13 protein-coding genes and 1 pseudogene are annotated in these 16,508 nt (G+C 73.3%); 6 read left to right on the top strand and 8 right to left on the bottom strand.

From position 1 onward, the window contains the following. Nucleotides 1-385: 385 nt before the first annotated feature. Nucleotides 386-1,312, bottom strand: a complete 927-nt coding sequence (locus AC0KTA_RS05455; protein WP_481053960.1) for an SDR family oxidoreductase — start codon at nucleotides 1,310-1,312, stop codon at nucleotides 386-388. A 66-nt stretch (nucleotides 1,313-1,378) separates the two neighbouring features. Further along, nucleotides 1,379-2,143 carry an SDR family oxidoreductase gene (locus AC0KTA_RS05460; protein ID WP_481053961.1) on the bottom strand — a complete coding sequence of 255 codons (765 nt, stop codon included), beginning with the start codon at nucleotides 2,141-2,143 and terminating at the stop codon, nucleotides 1,379-1,381. 71 nt (nucleotides 2,144-2,214) lie between these two features. On the opposite strand from AC0KTA_RS05460, the gene AC0KTA_RS05465 reads away from it, so the two are divergent. Next, nucleotides 2,215-3,006, top strand: a complete 792-nt coding sequence (locus AC0KTA_RS05465; protein WP_481053962.1) for an enoyl-CoA hydratase family protein — start codon at nucleotides 2,215-2,217, stop codon at nucleotides 3,004-3,006. A gap of 17 nt (nucleotides 3,007-3,023) precedes the next feature. On the opposite strand, the gene AC0KTA_RS05470 is transcribed toward AC0KTA_RS05465, so the two are convergent. Continuing rightward, a complete protein-coding gene (locus AC0KTA_RS05470) occupies nucleotides 3,024-4,244 on the bottom strand; it encodes an IS110 family RNA-guided transposase (RefSeq protein WP_481051254.1) in 1,221 nt (406 codons plus the stop codon). 239 nt (nucleotides 4,245-4,483) lie between these two features. Here AC0KTA_RS05470 and AC0KTA_RS05475 point away from each other — a divergent pair, with 239 nt between their 5' ends. The 3 genes from AC0KTA_RS05475 to AC0KTA_RS05485 all read left to right on the top strand — a co-directional run bounded on the left by AC0KTA_RS05475 (nucleotide 4,484) and on the right by AC0KTA_RS05485 (nucleotide 7,232). Continuing rightward, complete coding sequence (locus tag AC0KTA_RS05475; protein WP_481053963.1) at nucleotides 4,484-5,356, top strand: CoA transferase subunit A; 873 nt, start codon at nucleotides 4,484-4,486, stop codon at nucleotides 5,354-5,356. After that, on the top strand, nucleotides 5,353-6,120 hold the full coding sequence (locus AC0KTA_RS05480; protein WP_481053964.1) for a CoA-transferase subunit beta: 768 nt from the start codon (nucleotides 5,353-5,355) through the stop codon (nucleotides 6,118-6,120). The genes AC0KTA_RS05475 and AC0KTA_RS05480 overlap by 4 nt, the downstream gene beginning before the upstream one ends. A gap of 92 nt (nucleotides 6,121-6,212) precedes the next feature. After that, the gene (locus AC0KTA_RS05485) at nucleotides 6,213-7,232 is read left to right on the top strand and encodes an NAD(P)H-dependent flavin oxidoreductase (RefSeq protein WP_481056315.1); all 1,020 of its coding nucleotides are present in this window, start codon (nucleotides 6,213-6,215) and stop codon (nucleotides 7,230-7,232) included. A 78-nt stretch (nucleotides 7,233-7,310) separates the two neighbouring features. Here the strand turns inward: AC0KTA_RS05485 and AC0KTA_RS05490 are convergent. The 4 genes and pseudogenes from AC0KTA_RS05490 to AC0KTA_RS05505 all read right to left on the bottom strand — a co-directional run bounded on the left by AC0KTA_RS05490 (nucleotide 7,311) and on the right by AC0KTA_RS05505 (nucleotide 12,773). Continuing rightward, a pseudogene (locus AC0KTA_RS05490) lies at nucleotides 7,311-9,956 on the bottom strand (ATP-binding protein). Between the two features lie 192 nt (nucleotides 9,957-10,148). Continuing rightward, entirely contained in the window at nucleotides 10,149-11,306 is a 1,158-nt protein-coding gene (locus AC0KTA_RS05495) for an acetyl-CoA C-acetyltransferase (protein WP_481053965.1), read from the bottom strand. 48 nt (nucleotides 11,307-11,354) lie between these two features. Continuing rightward, on the bottom strand, nucleotides 11,355-11,975 hold the full coding sequence (locus AC0KTA_RS05500; RefSeq protein WP_481053966.1) for a TetR/AcrR family transcriptional regulator: 621 nt from the start codon (nucleotides 11,973-11,975) through the stop codon (nucleotides 11,355-11,357). A gap of 15 nt (nucleotides 11,976-11,990) precedes the next feature. Continuing rightward, on the bottom strand, nucleotides 11,991-12,773 hold the full coding sequence (locus AC0KTA_RS05505) for an SDR family oxidoreductase (RefSeq protein ID WP_481056316.1): 783 nt from the start codon (nucleotides 12,771-12,773) through the stop codon (nucleotides 11,991-11,993). Between the two features lie 103 nt (nucleotides 12,774-12,876). Here AC0KTA_RS05505 and AC0KTA_RS05510 point away from each other — a divergent pair, with 103 nt between their 5' ends. Beyond that, nucleotides 12,877-14,010 carry an acyl-CoA dehydrogenase family protein gene (locus tag AC0KTA_RS05510; RefSeq protein WP_481053967.1) on the top strand — a complete coding sequence of 378 codons (1,134 nt, stop codon included), beginning with the start codon at nucleotides 12,877-12,879 and terminating at the stop codon, nucleotides 14,008-14,010. Beyond that, on the top strand, nucleotides 14,010-15,023 hold the full coding sequence (locus tag AC0KTA_RS05515; RefSeq protein WP_481053968.1) for an acyl-CoA dehydrogenase family protein: 1,014 nt from the start codon (nucleotides 14,010-14,012) through the stop codon (nucleotides 15,021-15,023). The genes AC0KTA_RS05510 and AC0KTA_RS05515 overlap by 1 nt, the downstream gene beginning before the upstream one ends. 27 nt (nucleotides 15,024-15,050) lie before the next feature. On the opposite strand, the gene AC0KTA_RS05520 is transcribed toward AC0KTA_RS05515, so the two are convergent. Next, complete coding sequence (locus AC0KTA_RS05520; protein ID WP_481053969.1) at nucleotides 15,051-16,391, bottom strand: MFS transporter; 1,341 nt, start codon at nucleotides 16,389-16,391, stop codon at nucleotides 15,051-15,053. Between the last annotated feature and the right edge of the window lie 117 nt (nucleotides 16,392-16,508).

The following is a 16,508-nucleotide window of genomic DNA, read 5'->3' on the forward strand; positions in this document are numbered from 1 at the left end:
CCACCGCCGGAAAGTCAGCGCGCCTCGCCCCCTGGCAGGCACGCCCTCCGACAGGCGCCCGTCCCCCGGCAGGCACGCCGTCCTAGGACAGGAGCCCCGCCTCCCAGGCGGACACCCGACCCCCGGGAAGTCAACGTGCCCCGCCCCTGGCAGGCACGCCCTCCGACAGGCACCCGTCCCCCGGCAGGCACGCCGTCCTAGGACAGGAGCCCCGCCTCCCAGGCGGACACCCGACCCCCGGGAAGTCAACGCGCCCCGCCCCTGGCAGGCACGCCCTCCCGCAGGCGCCCGTCCCCCGGCAGGCACGCCGCCCCAGTACAGAAGTCCCGCCTCCCAGGCGGGCACCCCACCCCTCAGGAAGTGAGCGCGCCCCGCCCCGGGGCGTTCACCGCGCCCCGTACACCGGCTGCGGCGTCTCGGCCCGGGACAGCAGTTTCAGGGCCGTCTCGCCCGCCTCGGCCGCGCTCCAGCGGGCGCCCTTGTCGGCGGTCGGGCCGGGCCGCCAGCCCTCCATGACGGTGATGCGGCCCGCCTCGGCCTCGAAGACGCGACCGGTGACCCCGGCGGAGGACTCCGAGCCGAGCCAGACGACCAGCGGGGACACGTTCTCCGGGGCCATCGCGTCGAAACCGCCGTCTTCGGGGGCGGCCATCGTGCCGGCGAAGGTCTCCTCGGTCATGCGGGTCCGCGCGGCGGGCGCGATGGCGTTCACCCGCACTCCGTAGGCGGCGAGTTCGGCGGAGGCGACCAGGGTCAGGCCGAGGATCCCCGCTTTGGCGGCGCTGTAGTTGCCCTGCCCGACGCTGCCCAACAGCCCCGCTCCGGAGCTGGTGTTGACCACGCACGCGTGCGGCCCGCGACCCGCCTTGGACTCGGCACGCCAGTGCGCGGCGGCGTGCCGCAGGGGCAGGAAGTGCCCCTTCAGATGAACGCGTACGACGGCGTCCCAGGCGTCCTCGTCGAGGTTCACCAGCATCCGGTCGCGCAGGAACCCGGCGTTGTTCACGAGGGTGTCCAGCCGTCCGTACGTCTCCAGAGCCGCCTGTACGAGGGACGCGGCACCCTCGGTGGTGGCGACGTCCCCCACGTGCGCGACCGCCTCGCCGCCCGCCGCGCGGATCTCCTCGACGACCTCCTGTGCGGGACCACCGGAGGCACCCGAGCCGTCGAGGCCCACGCCCAAGTCATTGACGACGACCCGCGCGCCCTCGGCGGCGCAGGCACGCGCGTGCGCGCGCCCGAGGCCCCGGCCCGCGCCCGTGACGATCACGACGCGGCCCGCGCAGATCCCGGGACCGGCGACAGCATTCATGCGGGAACTCCTTTGTGCGGTGCGGTGGGTGGTTGGCGTGGGCGGGGCGGACGGGGCGGACGGGAGTCAGTGGTTCACGGAGGCCGCGTCGAGGAACGCGGGCCGCTCACCCCCGCCGTGCAGGTGCAGCGCCGAGCCGCTCACGTACCGCGCGGCGTCGGAGGCGAGGAACAGGCAGGCGTCCCCGACGTCGGCAGGCTCAGCGAGGCGGCCCAGCGGGACCGTGCGGCCCACCGCCGCGACGCCGTCCTCGTCGCCGTAGTGGAGGTGGGAGCTCTCGGTGCGGGTCAGACCGAGCACGACGGTGTTCACGCGCACCTGCGGCGCCCATTCGACCGCCATGGTGCGCGCCAGGTTCTCCAAGCCCGCCTTGGCCGCGCCGTAGGCACCGGAGCCGGGTGAGGGGCGGGTGCCGCTCACGCTGCCGATCATCACGATGACGCCGCCCGACTCCTGACGGCGCATCACCTCATAGGCGGCCAGGGAGGTGTAGAGCGGCGCCAGCAGGTTCAGTTGGACGATCTTCGTCTGGCGGGCGGCGGGCGTCTCGGCGAGCAGGCCGAAGGGGGTGCCGCCCGCGTTGTTCACCAGGACGTCGATCCCACCGTGGTCGGCCGCGACCGCGGCGAAGAACTCCGCGGCCGCTTCGGCGTCGCGCACGTCGAGAGGACGGAACTCGGCGGCGCTGCCCGGCACTTCGACGGGCGCGTCGGGTGGCCTGCGGGCGCAGACGACCACGCGCGCCCCGGCGGCCAGGAAGCGGCGCGCGATGCCGGCGCCGACACCGCGGGTGCCGCCGGTGACCACGACCATCTGTCCCTTGTCAGTCATGGCTGCTACCTTCCCAAGCAACTAACAAATGTTTGGTTGAGGACGCTGGTTGAAAGGTAGCGGATCCGCTGATGCCTGTCTCCACCTCGGTTCCGGACGAGGGCGTGGCCGTCGTCACCGTCGACTACGCCCCGGTGAACGCCCTGCCCGTGCGGGGTTGGTACGACCTCGCGGACGCGGTGCGCGCGGCGGGCCGCGACCCGGCCGTCCGCTGCGTGGTCCTCGCCGCGGCCGGCCGGGGGTTCAACGCGGGCGTGGACATCAAGGAGATGCAGCGCGACCCCGGTCACGAAGCCCTGATCGGCGCCAACCACGGCTGCTCCGAGGCGTTCTCGGCGGTGTATGCGTGCGAGGTCCCGGTCGTCGCGGCCGTGCAGGGCTTCTGCCTGGGCGGCGGCATCGGCCTGGCCGGCAACGCGGACGCGATCGTGGCGAGCGACGACGCGACCTTCGGCCTGCCCGAGCTGGACCGCGGCGCGCTCGGCGCGGCGACCCACCTGGCCCGCCTGGTGCCCCAGCACTTGATGCGCGCGCTGTACTACACCTCGCGCACGGCGACAGCCGCCGAGCTGCACGCGCACGGCTCGGTGTGGCGGGTGGTCCCGCGCGCGGAACTGCGCGCGGCGGCGCTGGAGTTGGCGCACGAGATAGCCCGCAAGGACGGCACGCTGCTGCGCCTGGCCAAGGCCGCGATCAACGGCATCGACCCGGTCGACGTGCACCGCAGCTACCGCTTCGAGCAGGGCTTCACCTTCGAGGCGAACCTGAGCGGCCTCGCCGCCCGCATCCGCGACGGCTTCGGGCGGACGACGCACGCACCGACGCAGGAACAGGCAGGACAGGGACAGAAGGGCCCGGCATGAGTTTCCTGAGTCAACCTCTATGCGGCCATGGGGGTGTCGGCAGCCGTGTTGATCTTTTCGTTGGCTTGGTGGGTGTCGGGGTCGTAGCAGGTCCCGTCGCGCCAGCAGGCCCAGATCACGCGGAGCCATGCCCGGGCAAGGATGCGGATGGCATGGGGGTGCCGCTTCTTGCGTGCGCGGGCATCGGTGTAGATCTTCGCGGCCCAGTCGCTGCCGTGTCTGCTGTTGTCGGCGAATGTGGTGACAGCCAGGCGTGCGCGGCGGTTGGTCGCGTAGCGGAAGGCGACCGTGCGGGACTTGCCGGAGGCTTTCGTGACGGGGACGACCCCGGTTTCGGCGATGAACTGCTCGCAGGTCTGGGAGCGTTCGAGGATCGGGCCGAGCTCGCCGATGATCTGGGCGAGGTTGACCTTACCGATCCGCGGCATGGTGGCGGACAGCGGTGCGTAGGGGTGGGCCTTGGCTGCCTCGGTGATGGCCTTGTCCAACGTGCGGATGGTGGCGCGGATGCCCTGGACGAGCTGGACCTGGACGCGGACGAGCTGTGCGACGGCGGCCGGGCTGAGCCGGGACGCCGCGGACGGTGCCGAGCGCAGGCGTTCGATGAGCACGCTGCCGGGCTTCTTGCCCGAGTAGCCGTGGCGGTTGCACCAGGCTTTCAGCCGCCCGGCGGTGAGCTTGGCGGCGGAGGCCGGGGTGGGGTAGCGCTCAAGGAAGACCAGAGCGATGTCGCTGTCGAGTTCGTAGAAGACGGACTTGCCACCGGGCCAGTGGGCGTCCAGCAGCGCGGCGAGCTGGTTGACAGCGGCGACCTTGGCCTCGATGTGGTCGGCGCGCTGTCGGGTGAGCGCTTGCAGGTCCAGGGTGGCCTGGTCGGTGGGCTCCAGACGGGGCAGGAAGTGCCCGTCGGTGCGCAGGTAGTCGGCGAGTTTCATGCTGTCGCCCGCGTCCGTCTTGGCCTTGGCGGCGCCCCAGCGCGGCCGCATCGCGTGGAAGGCGTTCGGGTGCACCGGCACCACCGGATGCCCGGCAGCCAGCAGCCGGTCGACGACCAGGCCGCGGGTGGTTTCGATGGCCACCGGAAGATCCGCCGGAGCCCCGTACGTGGCCAGGCGGGCCAGTGTCTTGGTCAAACCCTCCTCGGTATGGGCCAGTTCCCACCGGTCCACGCGGGTGCCCAGGTGGTCCATGACGGTGACGTCGTGGGTATCGGTCGCCCAGTCCCATCCGATGTACACGGAAGAAGTACTCCTGTGTCGTACGCGGAGCACCTGCTCGGTGGTGAGGACGTCTGCCGGAAGCTCATTAATCGGCCCTCGAAGGGGCGTGTCCCTGAAGCCGATCAGACGGCCTCGGCCCGGCGGGGCCGGCGGAACTCATGCTGGCCGTCAAGCGGCTCGCAGCAATGGCCGTGCACCCACCGGGACCGAGAGGTCACAACCCTATTCGTGAGGGCTGCAGAAGGGATGGTCCTCTAATGAGCGGCAACGGCAAGGTCATGACGCCCGACGCGATCGTGGGGCGCCTGGAGAGCGGCATGACGCTCGGCATCGGCGGCTGGGGCTCGCGCCGCAAGCCGATGGCCCTGGTGCGGGCGCTGCTGCGTTCGGAGGTCACGGACCTGACGGTGGTGGCGTTCGGCGGCCCGGACGTCGGACTGCTCGCCACGGCGGGCCGCATCCGCAAGCTGGTCACGGCGTTCGTGACGCTCGACTCGATCCCCCTGGAGCCGCACTTCCGCGCGGCCCGCGAGCGCGGCGCCTTCGAACTGGTGGAGCTGGACGAGGCGATGTTCATGCAGGGCCTGACGGCCGCCGCCCAGCGGCTGCCGTTCCTGCCGGTCCGCGCGGGCCTCGGCTCGGACGTGCTGCGCGTCAACCCGGCCCTGCGGACGGTGACTTCACCGTACGAGGACGGCGAAGAACTGGTGGCCGTGCCCGCCCTGCGCCTGGACGCCGCCTTCGTCCACCTGAACCGCGCGGACCACCTGGGCAACGGCCAGTATCTGGGCCCCGATCCGTACTTCGACGACCTGTTCTGCGAGGCGGCCGACACGGCGTACGTCACCTGCGAGCGCATCGTCGACACCGCGGAGCTGACGGCGCACGCGGCGCCGCAGACCCTGCTCGTCTCCCGGCACGCGGTGACGGGCGTGGCCGAGACCCCCAAGGGGGCGCACTTCACGTCGTGCGCGCCGGACTACGGCCGGGACGAGGCCTTCCAGAAGGAGTACGCGACGGCGGCGCGCACCCCGGAGACCTGGCAGGCCTTCCAGGCCCGCTTCCTCACCGGCACGACCGAGGAGGACTACCGACTCGCCGTCCAGGCCTGGCACAAGGAGCAGCGATGACGACGCCCACCACGGTCACCCGCGCCGATTACTGCGTGGTCGCCTGCGCCGAGGCCTGGCGGGGCGACGGCGAGGTCCTCGCCTCCCCCATGGGCACGGTCCCGTCGATCGCGGCGCGCCTCGCGAAGCTGACGTTCGCGCCCGACCTGCTCCTGACGGACGGCGAGGCACTGCTGATCGGGGACGTGCCGGCGGTCGGGGCGCCGTCGGTGGTCACGGAGGGCTGGCTGCCGTACCGCCGCCATCTGACGATGGTGATGGGCGGCAGGCGGCACGTGATGATGGGCGCGAGCCAGATCGACCGCTTCGGCAACCAGAACATCAGCTGTGTCGGCGACTGGCGGCGCCCGTCCCGCCAGCTCCTGGGCGCCCGCGGCGCGCCCACCAACACCCTCAACAACCCGGTCAGTTACTGGATCCCGCGGCATTCACCGCGCGTGTTCGTCGAGCGCGTCGACATGATCTGCGGCGTCGGGTACGACAGCGCGGCCGCGGCAGGCCCGTCGGCGACGCGCTTCCACGAGCTGCGCCGCGTGGTCTCGGACCTCGGGGTCTTCGACTTCGCCACGCCGGACCACGCGATGCGCCTGGTGAGCGTCCACCCCGGCGTGACGGCCGCCGAGATCCGCGAGGCCACAGGCTTCCCCCTCTCCCTGCCGGACGAGGTGCCGCCGACCCGCGAGCCGACCCACGACGAACTGCGCCTGATACGTGACGTGGTGGACCCCTCGGGCCTGCGCGAGCGCGAGGTGCGGACGCCGTGACGCCACCCGACCCGCACACGGCGACGCCGCCCGGCCCGCACACAGCTCTGACGCGCCTGGTCGGCGTGCGCCACCCCATCGTCCAGACCGGCATGGGCTGGGTGGCGGGCCCGCGCCTGGTCTCGGCGGTGGCGAACGCCGGCGCCCTCGGCATCCTGGCCTCCGCGACGATGACGCCCCACCAGCTCCGCTCGGCGGTGCGGGAGGTCAAGTCCCGTACGGACGCGCCGTTCGGCGTGAATCTGCGGGCGGACGCGGGGGACGCGCGCGAGCGGGTGCGGATCGTGATCGACGAGGGCGTCCGGGTCGCGTCCTTCGCCCTCGCCCCCTCGAAGGACCTGATGGCGGAGCTCAAGGACGCCGGTGTGCTCGTGGTCCCGTCCGTCGGGGCGCGGCGGCACGCGGAGAAGGTGGCGGCCTGGGGCGCCGACGCCGTGCTGGTGCAGGGCGGCGAGGGCGGCGGCCACACCGGCGAGGTCGCCACGACGGTGCTGCTGCCCCAGGTCGTGGACGCCGTCGACATCCCGGTGATCGCCGCGGGCGGCTTCTACGACGGCCGGGGCCTGGTCGCGGCGCTTGCCTACGGCGCGGCGGGCGTCGCCATGGGCACGCGCTTCCTCCTCACCTCGGAGTCGACGGTGCCGGACGCGGTGAAGGCCCGCTATCTGGCGGCGACCGCCAAGGACATCACGGTCACCACGCGTGTCGACGGCCTCCCCCACCGCATGCTGCGCACGGACCTGGTGACGGCGCTGGAGCGGTCGGGCCCCCTCCGGTCCCTGACCCGCGCCGTGCGCCACGCGGCCGCGTTCCGCCGCGTCTCCGGCACGAGCTGGCCGCGCCTGGTCCGCGACGGCCTGGCGATGCGCCACGGCAAGGACTTGACGTGGAGCCAGGTCCTGCTGGCGGCGAACACCCCCATGATGCTCAAGGCGTCGATGGTGGACGGCCGCACGGACGCGGGCGTGATGGCGTCGGGCCAAGTGGCGGCCCTGATCGAGGACGTGCCGTCGTGCGGGGCGCTGATCGCGCGGATCGTACGGGAGGCGGAGGAGACGCTGGCGCGCCTCAGCCCGTGCGGGGAGGGTGGTTGCAGCCCGTCCGGCGTTTGAGGACGAGGCCGTTCAGGCCGATACGGGGGTCCGGGGGCGGAGCCCCCGCGGCGGCACCCAGGACCACGTCCAGGAAACCTACAGGCCGGCCAAAGCCTGCTCGGCCCGGGCCACCAACCCATCGGCCCCGCACGCCCGCGCCAGGGCAATACCCCGCTCCAACTCGTCCACGGCGCCCGAGGCGACCCCGTACTCGACCCGCGCCACGGCGTGCTCGTACGCACAGGGCGAGGCCTCCAGATACGTCACGGCCTTGGCGTACAGGGCAACGGCACGAGGCCCCGTCTCCAGCGCCGCCGCACACCGCACCGCTTCGCCGATCGCCGTGTCCGTCCCGAACCGCTCGGCCTGCACGCGGGCGTCGGCGACGAGGTCGGCGGCCCGGCGCGGGTCCTCGTCGGCGAGCGCGCGGGCGAGGTCGTAGGCCCACGGCGCGAGCACGGTGTTGTACTGGCCGCGGGCCGTCAACGCCTTGGCGGTGGCCTCCAGTTCGTTGAGTCCCTCTTCCCGGTGGCCGAGCGCGAGCAGCAGCCTTCCTCGTACGGACATCGCGTCGGGTACGTAGATCGTGGACGCGGAGGGCGGCGCGAAGCCGTAGCGGTCGGCGACGGCCCTGGCCTGCTCGGCGTGGCCGCGGGCGAGCAGCGTGTCGATGAGCATGCTGGCCGCCTCCCAGTGCATCGGGAGCCCGCCCTGGCCCACGCGGTCGGCGAGCCGCAGGCTCTCGCGCAGCGACTTCTCGGCGTCCCTGAGCCGTCCGCGCCTGCGGTGCACATAGCCGAGGAAGGCGTGCGCGAGGGCGAGGTGACCACCGCTCCAGCCCGCCGTCTCGTACGCCCTGACGGCCTCCGTGAACAGGCTCTCCGCGCGGTCGAGCCGGTCCGCGAACGCGTACGACCCGCCGAGCATCAGGCGCAGTTCGAAGCTCCACTCGGCGTCGGTCCAGCCGAGTCCGGGCGCGAGCCGGCCGTTGACGAGGGCGCGGTCGCACAGCTCGACGACCTCTTCGGCGTTCTCCCCGCGGGTCATCGCGTCGAAGGCGCGCAGGATGAGCAGCGCGCGCTCGGCGTTGTCGCGGCCGGTCAGCGGACCGGCGAGCGCGGCGAGCCGGCGGGAGCGTCCCGGTGCGTCCTACTCGCCCGCGTGGATGCCCTCCCACATGTAGTGCACGGCCTTGAGCCGCAGCCGGGCGGGGCCGTCCGGGAGCTTGGCGGCCTCCTCGTCGATGGCGCGCAGGCCCTCGCCGAGCTGGTCGTTGTGCACCAGTGCCTGCGAGAGCCTGCACACGGCGTCGACGCGCAGCTCCTGGCTGAGGCCGGCCATGGACAGGGCCTCGCGCAGGTGCCCGATGGTGGTGACGGGCGAGGTGAGCAGCGTGGCGCAGCCGAGTTCGTAGAGCACGTGGGCGTGCACATCGGGCCGGGGCGGCTCGCGCAGGGCCCGCTCCAGACAGCGGCGGGCGGCGTCGGGAGCGCCGACCGCGAGGTGTTCGGCGGCGGCGTCGCGGAGCTGTCCGACCAGTTCCGGGTCGTCGTCCGGGTGGACCTCCAGGAGGTGCATGGAGGCCGCGGCGGCGCCGCGCCCGGAGCGGGTGACGGCCCAGGCGGCGCGGCCGTGCATCGCGGTGCGGGTGGCGTTGGGGATCGAGCGGTAGACGGCGGTGGCGATCAGCGGGTGCACGAACTCCAGGCCGTCGTCGCCGCTGGTCATGATGCGCGCGGTGTGCAGCCGCCGCGCGCAGCGCTCGGCGTCGTCGTGCGTCATCCCGGCGAGCGAGGCGGCGAGTTCGGTGGAGATCGCGGAGCCGAGGATGGCGGCGGCCCAGGCGAACCGGGTCACGTCCGTGCCGAGTTCTTCCAGGCGGGCGACGAGGCCGCGGCCGCGTGCGGAGCGGTTGAGGGCGCGCAGTTCGGCGGCGGAGCTCTCCACCGGCTCCATCTCGCTGTCCTGCACCTTGGCGAGCAGTTCCACCGACTCGTACGGATTGCCGCCGGTGACCGCCCAGACCTCGCGGCAGAACGGGGCGTCGGCGTGCTCGCCGAGGGTGGCGCGGGTCAGGCCCGCCGTGGCGTCCGGGGTGAGGGCGCGCAGGACCGTGGTGGGGCGGGCCGCCGCGCCGATCCGCATGAGGTGGCGGGCGCTGTCGCCGGTGGCCTCGCCGGAGCGGTGGGCGACCACGACGAGGACGGGCAGGTCGTCGAGGCGCTCGGCGAACGCGGCGAGCCAGCGCAGCGTCTCCTGGTCGGCCCAGTGCGCGTCGTCGACGATCAGGACCAGCGGCCAGTGCACGCGGGCGAGGCGGGAGACCACGTCGACGAGGCCGTCGCACACCGCCTGCGGCTCGGGCCGCCCGCTGCCGGGGTCGGTGATGCCGAGGGCGGGGCCCGCGATGTCGTACCAGTCGCCGAGGTATTCGCGGGACTCCTCGGGCGAGAGCGGGACGAGGAGCGGTTGCAGGAGTTGCCGCACGACGTTGAAGGGGACCGTGGCGACGGTCTCGCCGCCGCGGGCGACCAGCACCCTGGCGCGGCCCTGTGCCATGCGACGCACTTCCGCGAGCAGTGCGGTCTTGCCGATGCCGGCCTCGCCGCTGAAGACGAGCAGGCTGCCTTCGGTCGTCATGTCCGAGCACAGTGCGGACACCGCGCGCTCGGCCGCGGCCAGTTCCGCGTCGCGCTCCCACAGCGGGGCCCAGACGCCGCCTCCGGGCCGTCCCTGCGTCATCGCGCTACCTCCCGGGGTCGCTCAATCGACGTACAGAACTTGAGACTAGCCGGGTCCGGGCCGTCGCGGAGACCGGTCCGCGCAGGTACTCCCGCAAGGGATGACAGCCTGTCATATGCCATGCCGTCGTGAGGCCGTGCGTGCGGTGCGCCGGGGCGGCGCCGGGACGGGGGCGCGGGCGGCGGGTGGTGGTCAAAGGCGTTCGATCACCGTGACGTTGGCCTGGCCTCCTCCTTCGCACATCGTCTGGAGGCCGAACCGGCCGCCGGTGCGCTCCAGTTCGTGGAGCAGCGTCGTCATCAAGCGGGCGCCGGTGGCACCCAGAGGGTGGCCCAGGGCGATGGCACCGCCGTTGACGTTGACGCGCCCGGGGTCGGCGCCGGTCTCCGCGATCCAGGCCAGGACGACGGGCGCGAAGGCTTCGTTGATCTCGACGAGGTCGATGTCGTCGAGCGTCAGGCCGGTCTTCTTGAGGGCGTGGGCCGTGGCGGGGATGGGTGCGGAGAGCATCCGGATCGGGTCCTCGCCGCGCACGGACAGGTGGCGGATCCGGGCGCGGGGCGTCAACCCGTGGTGGCGGACGGCCCGTTCACCGGCCAGGAGCAGCGCGGCGGCGCCGTCGGAGACCTGGGAGGAGCAGGCCGCGGTGATGGTGCCGCCGTCCATGACGGGCTTCAGGGCGGCCATCTTCTCCGCCGTCGTGTCGCGGCGCGGCCCCTCGTCGGCTACGACGCCCGCGAGGGGCACGAGTTCGCGGTCGAAGCGGCCCTCGTCGGCTGCGCGGAGGGCCCGTTGGTGGGAGGTGAGTGCGAACTCCTCCATGTCCGTACGGGAGATGCCCCATTTCCGGGCCATCAGCTCGGCGCCGTGGAACTGGTTGACGGGCTGGTCCCCGTAGCGGGCGCGCCAGCCTTCGCTGCCCGCGAACGGCCCCTCGGTGAGGCCGAGTGGAACGGCGGCCTGCCGGGACGCGAAGGCGATGGGGATCATCGACATGTTCTGGGTGCCGCCCGCGACGACGAGGTCCTGGGTGCCGGAGAGGACGCCCTGGGCGGCGAAGTGCAGTGCCTGCTGGGAGGATCCGCACTGCCGGTCGACGGTCACGCCCGGCACTTCCTCGGGCAGTCCCGCGGCCAGCCAGCTGGTGCGCGCGATGTCCCCGGCCTGCGGTCCCACGGTGTCCAGGCAGCCGAAGACGACGTCCTCCACGGCGGCGGGGTCGATGCCGCTGCGCTCGACGAGCGCTTTCAGGACGTGCGCGCCCAGGTCGGCGGGGTGCACGGCGGCGAGGCCGCCGCCGCGCTTGCCGACGGGCGTGCGGACCGCTTCGACGATGTAGGCCTCGGCCATGGCTGCGTGCTCCTCGCGGTCTTGGCGCCGTGCGGTGACGGCGCGGGTTTACGTGCGTACGGCGATGCCGTCCAGGACCATCGACAGGTACTGGCGGGCGATCTCTTCGGGGCTGTGGCCGCCGCCGGGGCGGTACCAGGACGCGGCGACCCACACGGTGTCGCGCACGAAGCGGTAGGCGAGGCGGATGTCCAGGTCGGCGCGGAAGACGCCTTCGGTGACGCCGCGCTCCAGCGTCGTCAGCCAGGCCTTCTCGAACCGCTGCTGGGACTCGACCAGGTACTCGAACCGGGTCTGGGTGACCAGGTGCTTGGACTCCTTCTGGTAGATCGCGACGGCCGAGCGGTGCCGGTCGATCTCCCGGAAGGACTCGGTGACGAGGGCTTCCAGGGTCTCGCGCGGGCCGAGCGGCGCGGACAGCACGCTGTCGTACCCGTCCCACAGCTCCGTCAGGAACGTGCGCAGGATCTCTTCGAGCATCGACTCCTTGGAGTCGAAGTGGTAGTAGAGGCTGCCGGCGAGCATGCCCGCGGCGTCCGCGATCTTGCGGACGGTCGTGGCGTTGTACCCCTGTTCGGCGAAGACGTCCGCGGCGATCTTCAACAGTTCGTCGCGCCGCTCGGGCGAGGGGGTCACCGGAGGCTTCTTCTGCTGCTTCTGTTTCGGCACACGGTCATTCTCCGCCTAGGGGTGCCGGCTGCTCACCGAGACCGTCTCCCCCGTCATGTACGAGGAGTAGCCGCTGGCGAGGAAGACGATGACGTTGGCTATCTCCCAGGGCTCGGCGGCGCGGCCGAACGCCTCGCGCGCGGTGAGCTCGTCGAGCAGCTCGCCGGAGGTGACCTTCGCCAGGTGCGGGTGCAGGGCGAGGCTCGGCGCGACGGCGTTGACCCGGATCCCGTGGGGTGCGGCTTCGAGGGCGGCGCAGCGGGTGAGGGCCATGACACCGGCCTTCGCCGCCGCGTAGTGCGCCTGGCCGGGCTGTGCGCGCCAGCCGAGCACCGAGGCGTTGTTCACGACGACGCCGCCGCGGCCTGCGGCGCGCAGGCGGCGCAGGGCGGCCCGGGTGCAGCGGAAGGTGCCGGTCAGCGTGACGTCGATGACCTTGTCCCACTGCTCGTCGGTCATCTCCGTGAGCTCCGCGGTGCCGCCGAGGCCCGCGTTGTTCACGACGACGTCCAGGCCCCCGTGGTGCTGCTCCGCCAGGTCGAACAGGGCCTGCACCTGGGCCTCGTCCGTCACGTCGCAGGCGGCGCCGTGCACGCGCCCGGCGCCGAACTCGTCCGCCAGCCGCTCGACCGTCTCCTTCGTGCGGCGCGCGTGGGCGTCGCCTATGACGACCCGCGCGCCCTCCTCCAGGAAGCGGCGCGCGGTGGCGCCGCCGATGCCCGCTCCGGCCGCGGCCGTCACCACGGCCGTGCGGCCGTCGAGCAGGCCGTGCCCGGACACGTACGGAACCGCTCCCACATCCACCCCTGACACCCCCTCGCTCCTCGACGAATGTCTGCCCCACACGCTAATCTACCAAACACTTGTTAGGGAAGATGTCCGAGCGAGAGGTGGACCGGCGATGGACCTCGACTTCAGCGCGGAGGAAGAGGAGTTCAGACGGCAGGCGCGTGCCTGGCTCGCCGCGCACGTCCCGGCACGGCCGCTGCCCTCGCTGGAGACCGAGGAGGGCTTCGCCGCCCACCGCGCCTGGGAGGCCCAGCTGGCGGCGGACCGCTGGTCGGTGGTGTCCTGGCCCGAGGAGTACGGCGGGCGGGCCGCCGGAATCGTCAAGTGGCTGCTGTTCGAGGAGGAGTACTACGCGGCGGGCGCCCCGGGCCGGGTCTCGCAGAACGGCATCAGCCTGCTCGCACCGACGCTCTTCGACCACGGCACGCCCGAGCAGCGCGCGCGGGTGCTGCCGCCGATGGCGAGCGGCGAGGTGGTCTGGGCGCAGGCCTGGTCGGAGCCGGAGGCGGGCTCGGACCTGGCGTCGCTGAGGTCCACCGCCCGGCGGGTGCACGGCGGTTGGCTGCTGAGCGGGCAGAAGACGTGGTCGTCGCGGGCCGCGTTCGCCGACCGCGCGTTCGGCCTGTTCCGCAGCGACCCGGAGGCGGACCGCCCGCACCGGGGCCTGACGTATCTGATGTTCCCCCTCGACGCGGACGGCGTCACCGTGCGGCCCATCGGCCGCCTGGACGGCAAGCCCGCGTTCGCCGAGCTGTTCCTGGACGACGTGTTCGTGCCCGACGAGGACGTGATCGGCGAGCCCGGGCAGGGCTGGCGGATCGCGATGGCGACGACGGGCGACGAGCGGGGTCTGACGCTGCGCTCCCCCGGCCGCTTCCTCGCGACGGCCGGCCGGCTGCTGCGCGAGTGGCAGGCGCACGGCGACCCGTCGGACACGGCGCTGCGCGACCGCGTGGCCGACGCGGTGCTCGGTGCGCGCGCCTATCAGCTCTTCACCTGGGCCAACGCTTCGCGGTTCGCGGCCGGTGAGCCGATCGGCGCGGAGTCGAGCGTGAACAAGGTGTTCTGGTCGGAGTACGACATCGCGGTGCACGAGACGGCGCTGGATCTGCTGGGGACGGAGGCGGGCGACTGGACGGAGGGGTATGTGTTCGCGCTGGCCGGGCCGATCTACGCGGGCACGAACGAGATCCAGCGCGACATCATCGCCGAGCGGCTGCTCGGCCTGCCGAAGGGACGCCGGTGATGCGGTTCCTCCTGGACGACGAACAGCGGGCGTTCGCGCGGTCGTTGGACGGCATGCTGACGGCGGCGGACACACCGGCGGCCGCGCGGGCCTGGGCCGCCGGGGAGCACGCGCCCGGTCTCGCGGTGTGGCAGCGGCTCGGCGAGGCCGGGGTGTTCGCCCTCGCGGCACCCGAGGAGTACGAGGGCGTGGGGCCGCTGCCCGTCGAGACCGCCGTCGCCTTCGTGGAGGTGGGCCGGCACGCGGTGCCCGGCCCCGCCGTCGAGACGGTGGCGGCGGTGGCGCTCCTGTCGCGGCTGGCCGAGCTGGGCGTTGCGGATCCGGCCAAGCGGTTCCTTCCGGCGCTCGTCGGCGGCGGGACGAGCGCGACGCTGACGCTCACCGGCACCGGCCCGCACGCGCTGGACCCGGACGCCGCCGGGGTGCTGCTCGCCGCCGGGGACGGGGAGATGCGGCTCGCGCCCGGGCACGCGGGCGTGCGGGCCTCCCTCGACCCGGCGCGGCGGTTCGGCCGGCTCCTGCCGGACGGGGAGCCGCTGGCGTCCGGGGCACCGGCGGACGCCGCCGCCCGGTGGGCCCTCGACTGGGCGGCGCTGGCGACGGCCGCCCAGTGCCTGGGGGTGGGGTACGCGCTCCTGGACCGGACGGTGGCGTACGTGAAGGGGCGGACGCAGTTCGGCGTGCCGGTGGGCTCGTTCCAGGCCGTCAAGCACCGGCTCGCGGATGTGCTGGTGGGTCTCGAGTTCGCGCGGCCGCTGGTGTTCGGGGCGGCGGTGTCCTTGCGGGACGGGGACCGGGCGGCCGCCGGAGTGGACCTCGCCGCGGCCAAGGTGACCGCCGGGGAGGCGGCGCACCGCGCGGCGCGGGCGGCGCTCCAACTGCACGGGGCGCTGGGGTACACGGCCGAGTACGACTTGTCCCTGTGGCTGCTGAAGGCGCGGGCGCTGCGGGGCGCTTGGGGCGGGGCGGGAATGTGGCGGGAGCGGGTGGTGAGGGAGGCGGGCGGGGGGTGAGGGAGTCGGGCGAGGGGCGAGAGGGCGTCACCCTCGTACGCGTGGCGGAACAGGGACACCGACGCCCGGGAGGGTCCGCCCCAGGCGGGCGAGCGGCGACAGCGCCATCAGCACCGGCGACGCCAACATGCCGACGGCGGCCACCAGAAGCGCGATGCGCAGCCCCCACGCCTCCGCGAGCCACCCGCCGAGCAGCGAGCCCAGCGGGGTGAGCCCCATGCCGGCGAACGTGATCGTCGCGGCCGCGCGGCCCTGCATCCCGTCCGGCGTGACGGCCTGCCGGACGGCCATGACCGTGACGTTCACCAACTGGCCGAAGGCCCCGAACACGAAGTTGACCGCGAGCAGCGCCGGGACCGTCACGGCGGCGGGTCCGTGCAGCGCCGGTACGCACAGCAGCACGCCGTCGCCGAGCGCCGCGGCGCACACGAGCACCGTCCCGTACCCGAACCGCCTCGGCAGCCGGGCCGCGAGCAGCGAACCCAGCAGTGCCCCCGGCCCCGTCGCCGCGAGCGCGAGGCCGACGGCGGTGCCCGACAGATGCAGTTCCCTGGGCAGGAAGAGCAGATACACGGTCATGAGAGCCGCGAAGGAGAACTGAAAGGCGGCAGAGGCGAGGCCCACGGCGCGCAGCGAGGCATCGCGGACGACGAAGCGCAGCCCCTCACCGATCCGCCGCCAGACCCGCGGGGGGCGTGCCGCCCCTTCCGCACACGCCGCCCCTTCCGCGAACTCCGCCCCTCGCGCACGCTCCGGAAGGGATTCGGCCCGGCGGATCCGGCGGATCGACAGAAAGGACACCCCGAAGAACGCCGCTCCGGCCGCGGCCCCCGCGGGCGCCGACAGCACGGACACCAGGGCCCCGCCGAGCGCGGGACCGCCGATCTGTGCGGCGGACCGGCTGCCTTCCAACGCGCTGTTGCCGCGCACGAGTTGATCGCGCGCCACCATGCGTACGAGCGACGCCTGGTAGGCCACGTCGAAGAACACGGACAGCGCGCCGACGGTGAAGGCGGCCACGAGCAGCACCGGCAGACCGGCCGCGCCGAGCAGGGCGGCCACGGCCGTACCGCCCAGCGCCAGCGCACGCCCGGCATCCGTCAGGACCATCACCGTGCGGGTGCGCCACCGGTCCACCCACGCGCCCGCGAAGAGCGCGAACAACAGGATCGGAGCCTGCCCCACCGCGCGCAGGGCGCCGAGTTGACCGGCGTCGGCGTGCAGGGTCAGCACGGCGACGAGCGGCAGGACCACCAGGCTGGTGTGCTCGCCGAGCTGAGAAGCGGTCTGGCCGAGCCAGAGCCTGCGGAAGTCGCGATCCCGCAACAGACTCGAAGAACGCGAAGAATGCAAAGAAGCGGACGGCACAGGAACCCCTGGGGATCACCGAGGACAAAGCGGTCCCCGCCCGGCGCATCGACACGCTTCAGGCGGAGGACGGCTCGCTGTGCCGCATCAGGGGCAGCACGCGATGACGGGGCCACA

The organism is Streptomyces sp. Y309 (assembly GCF_056712025.1).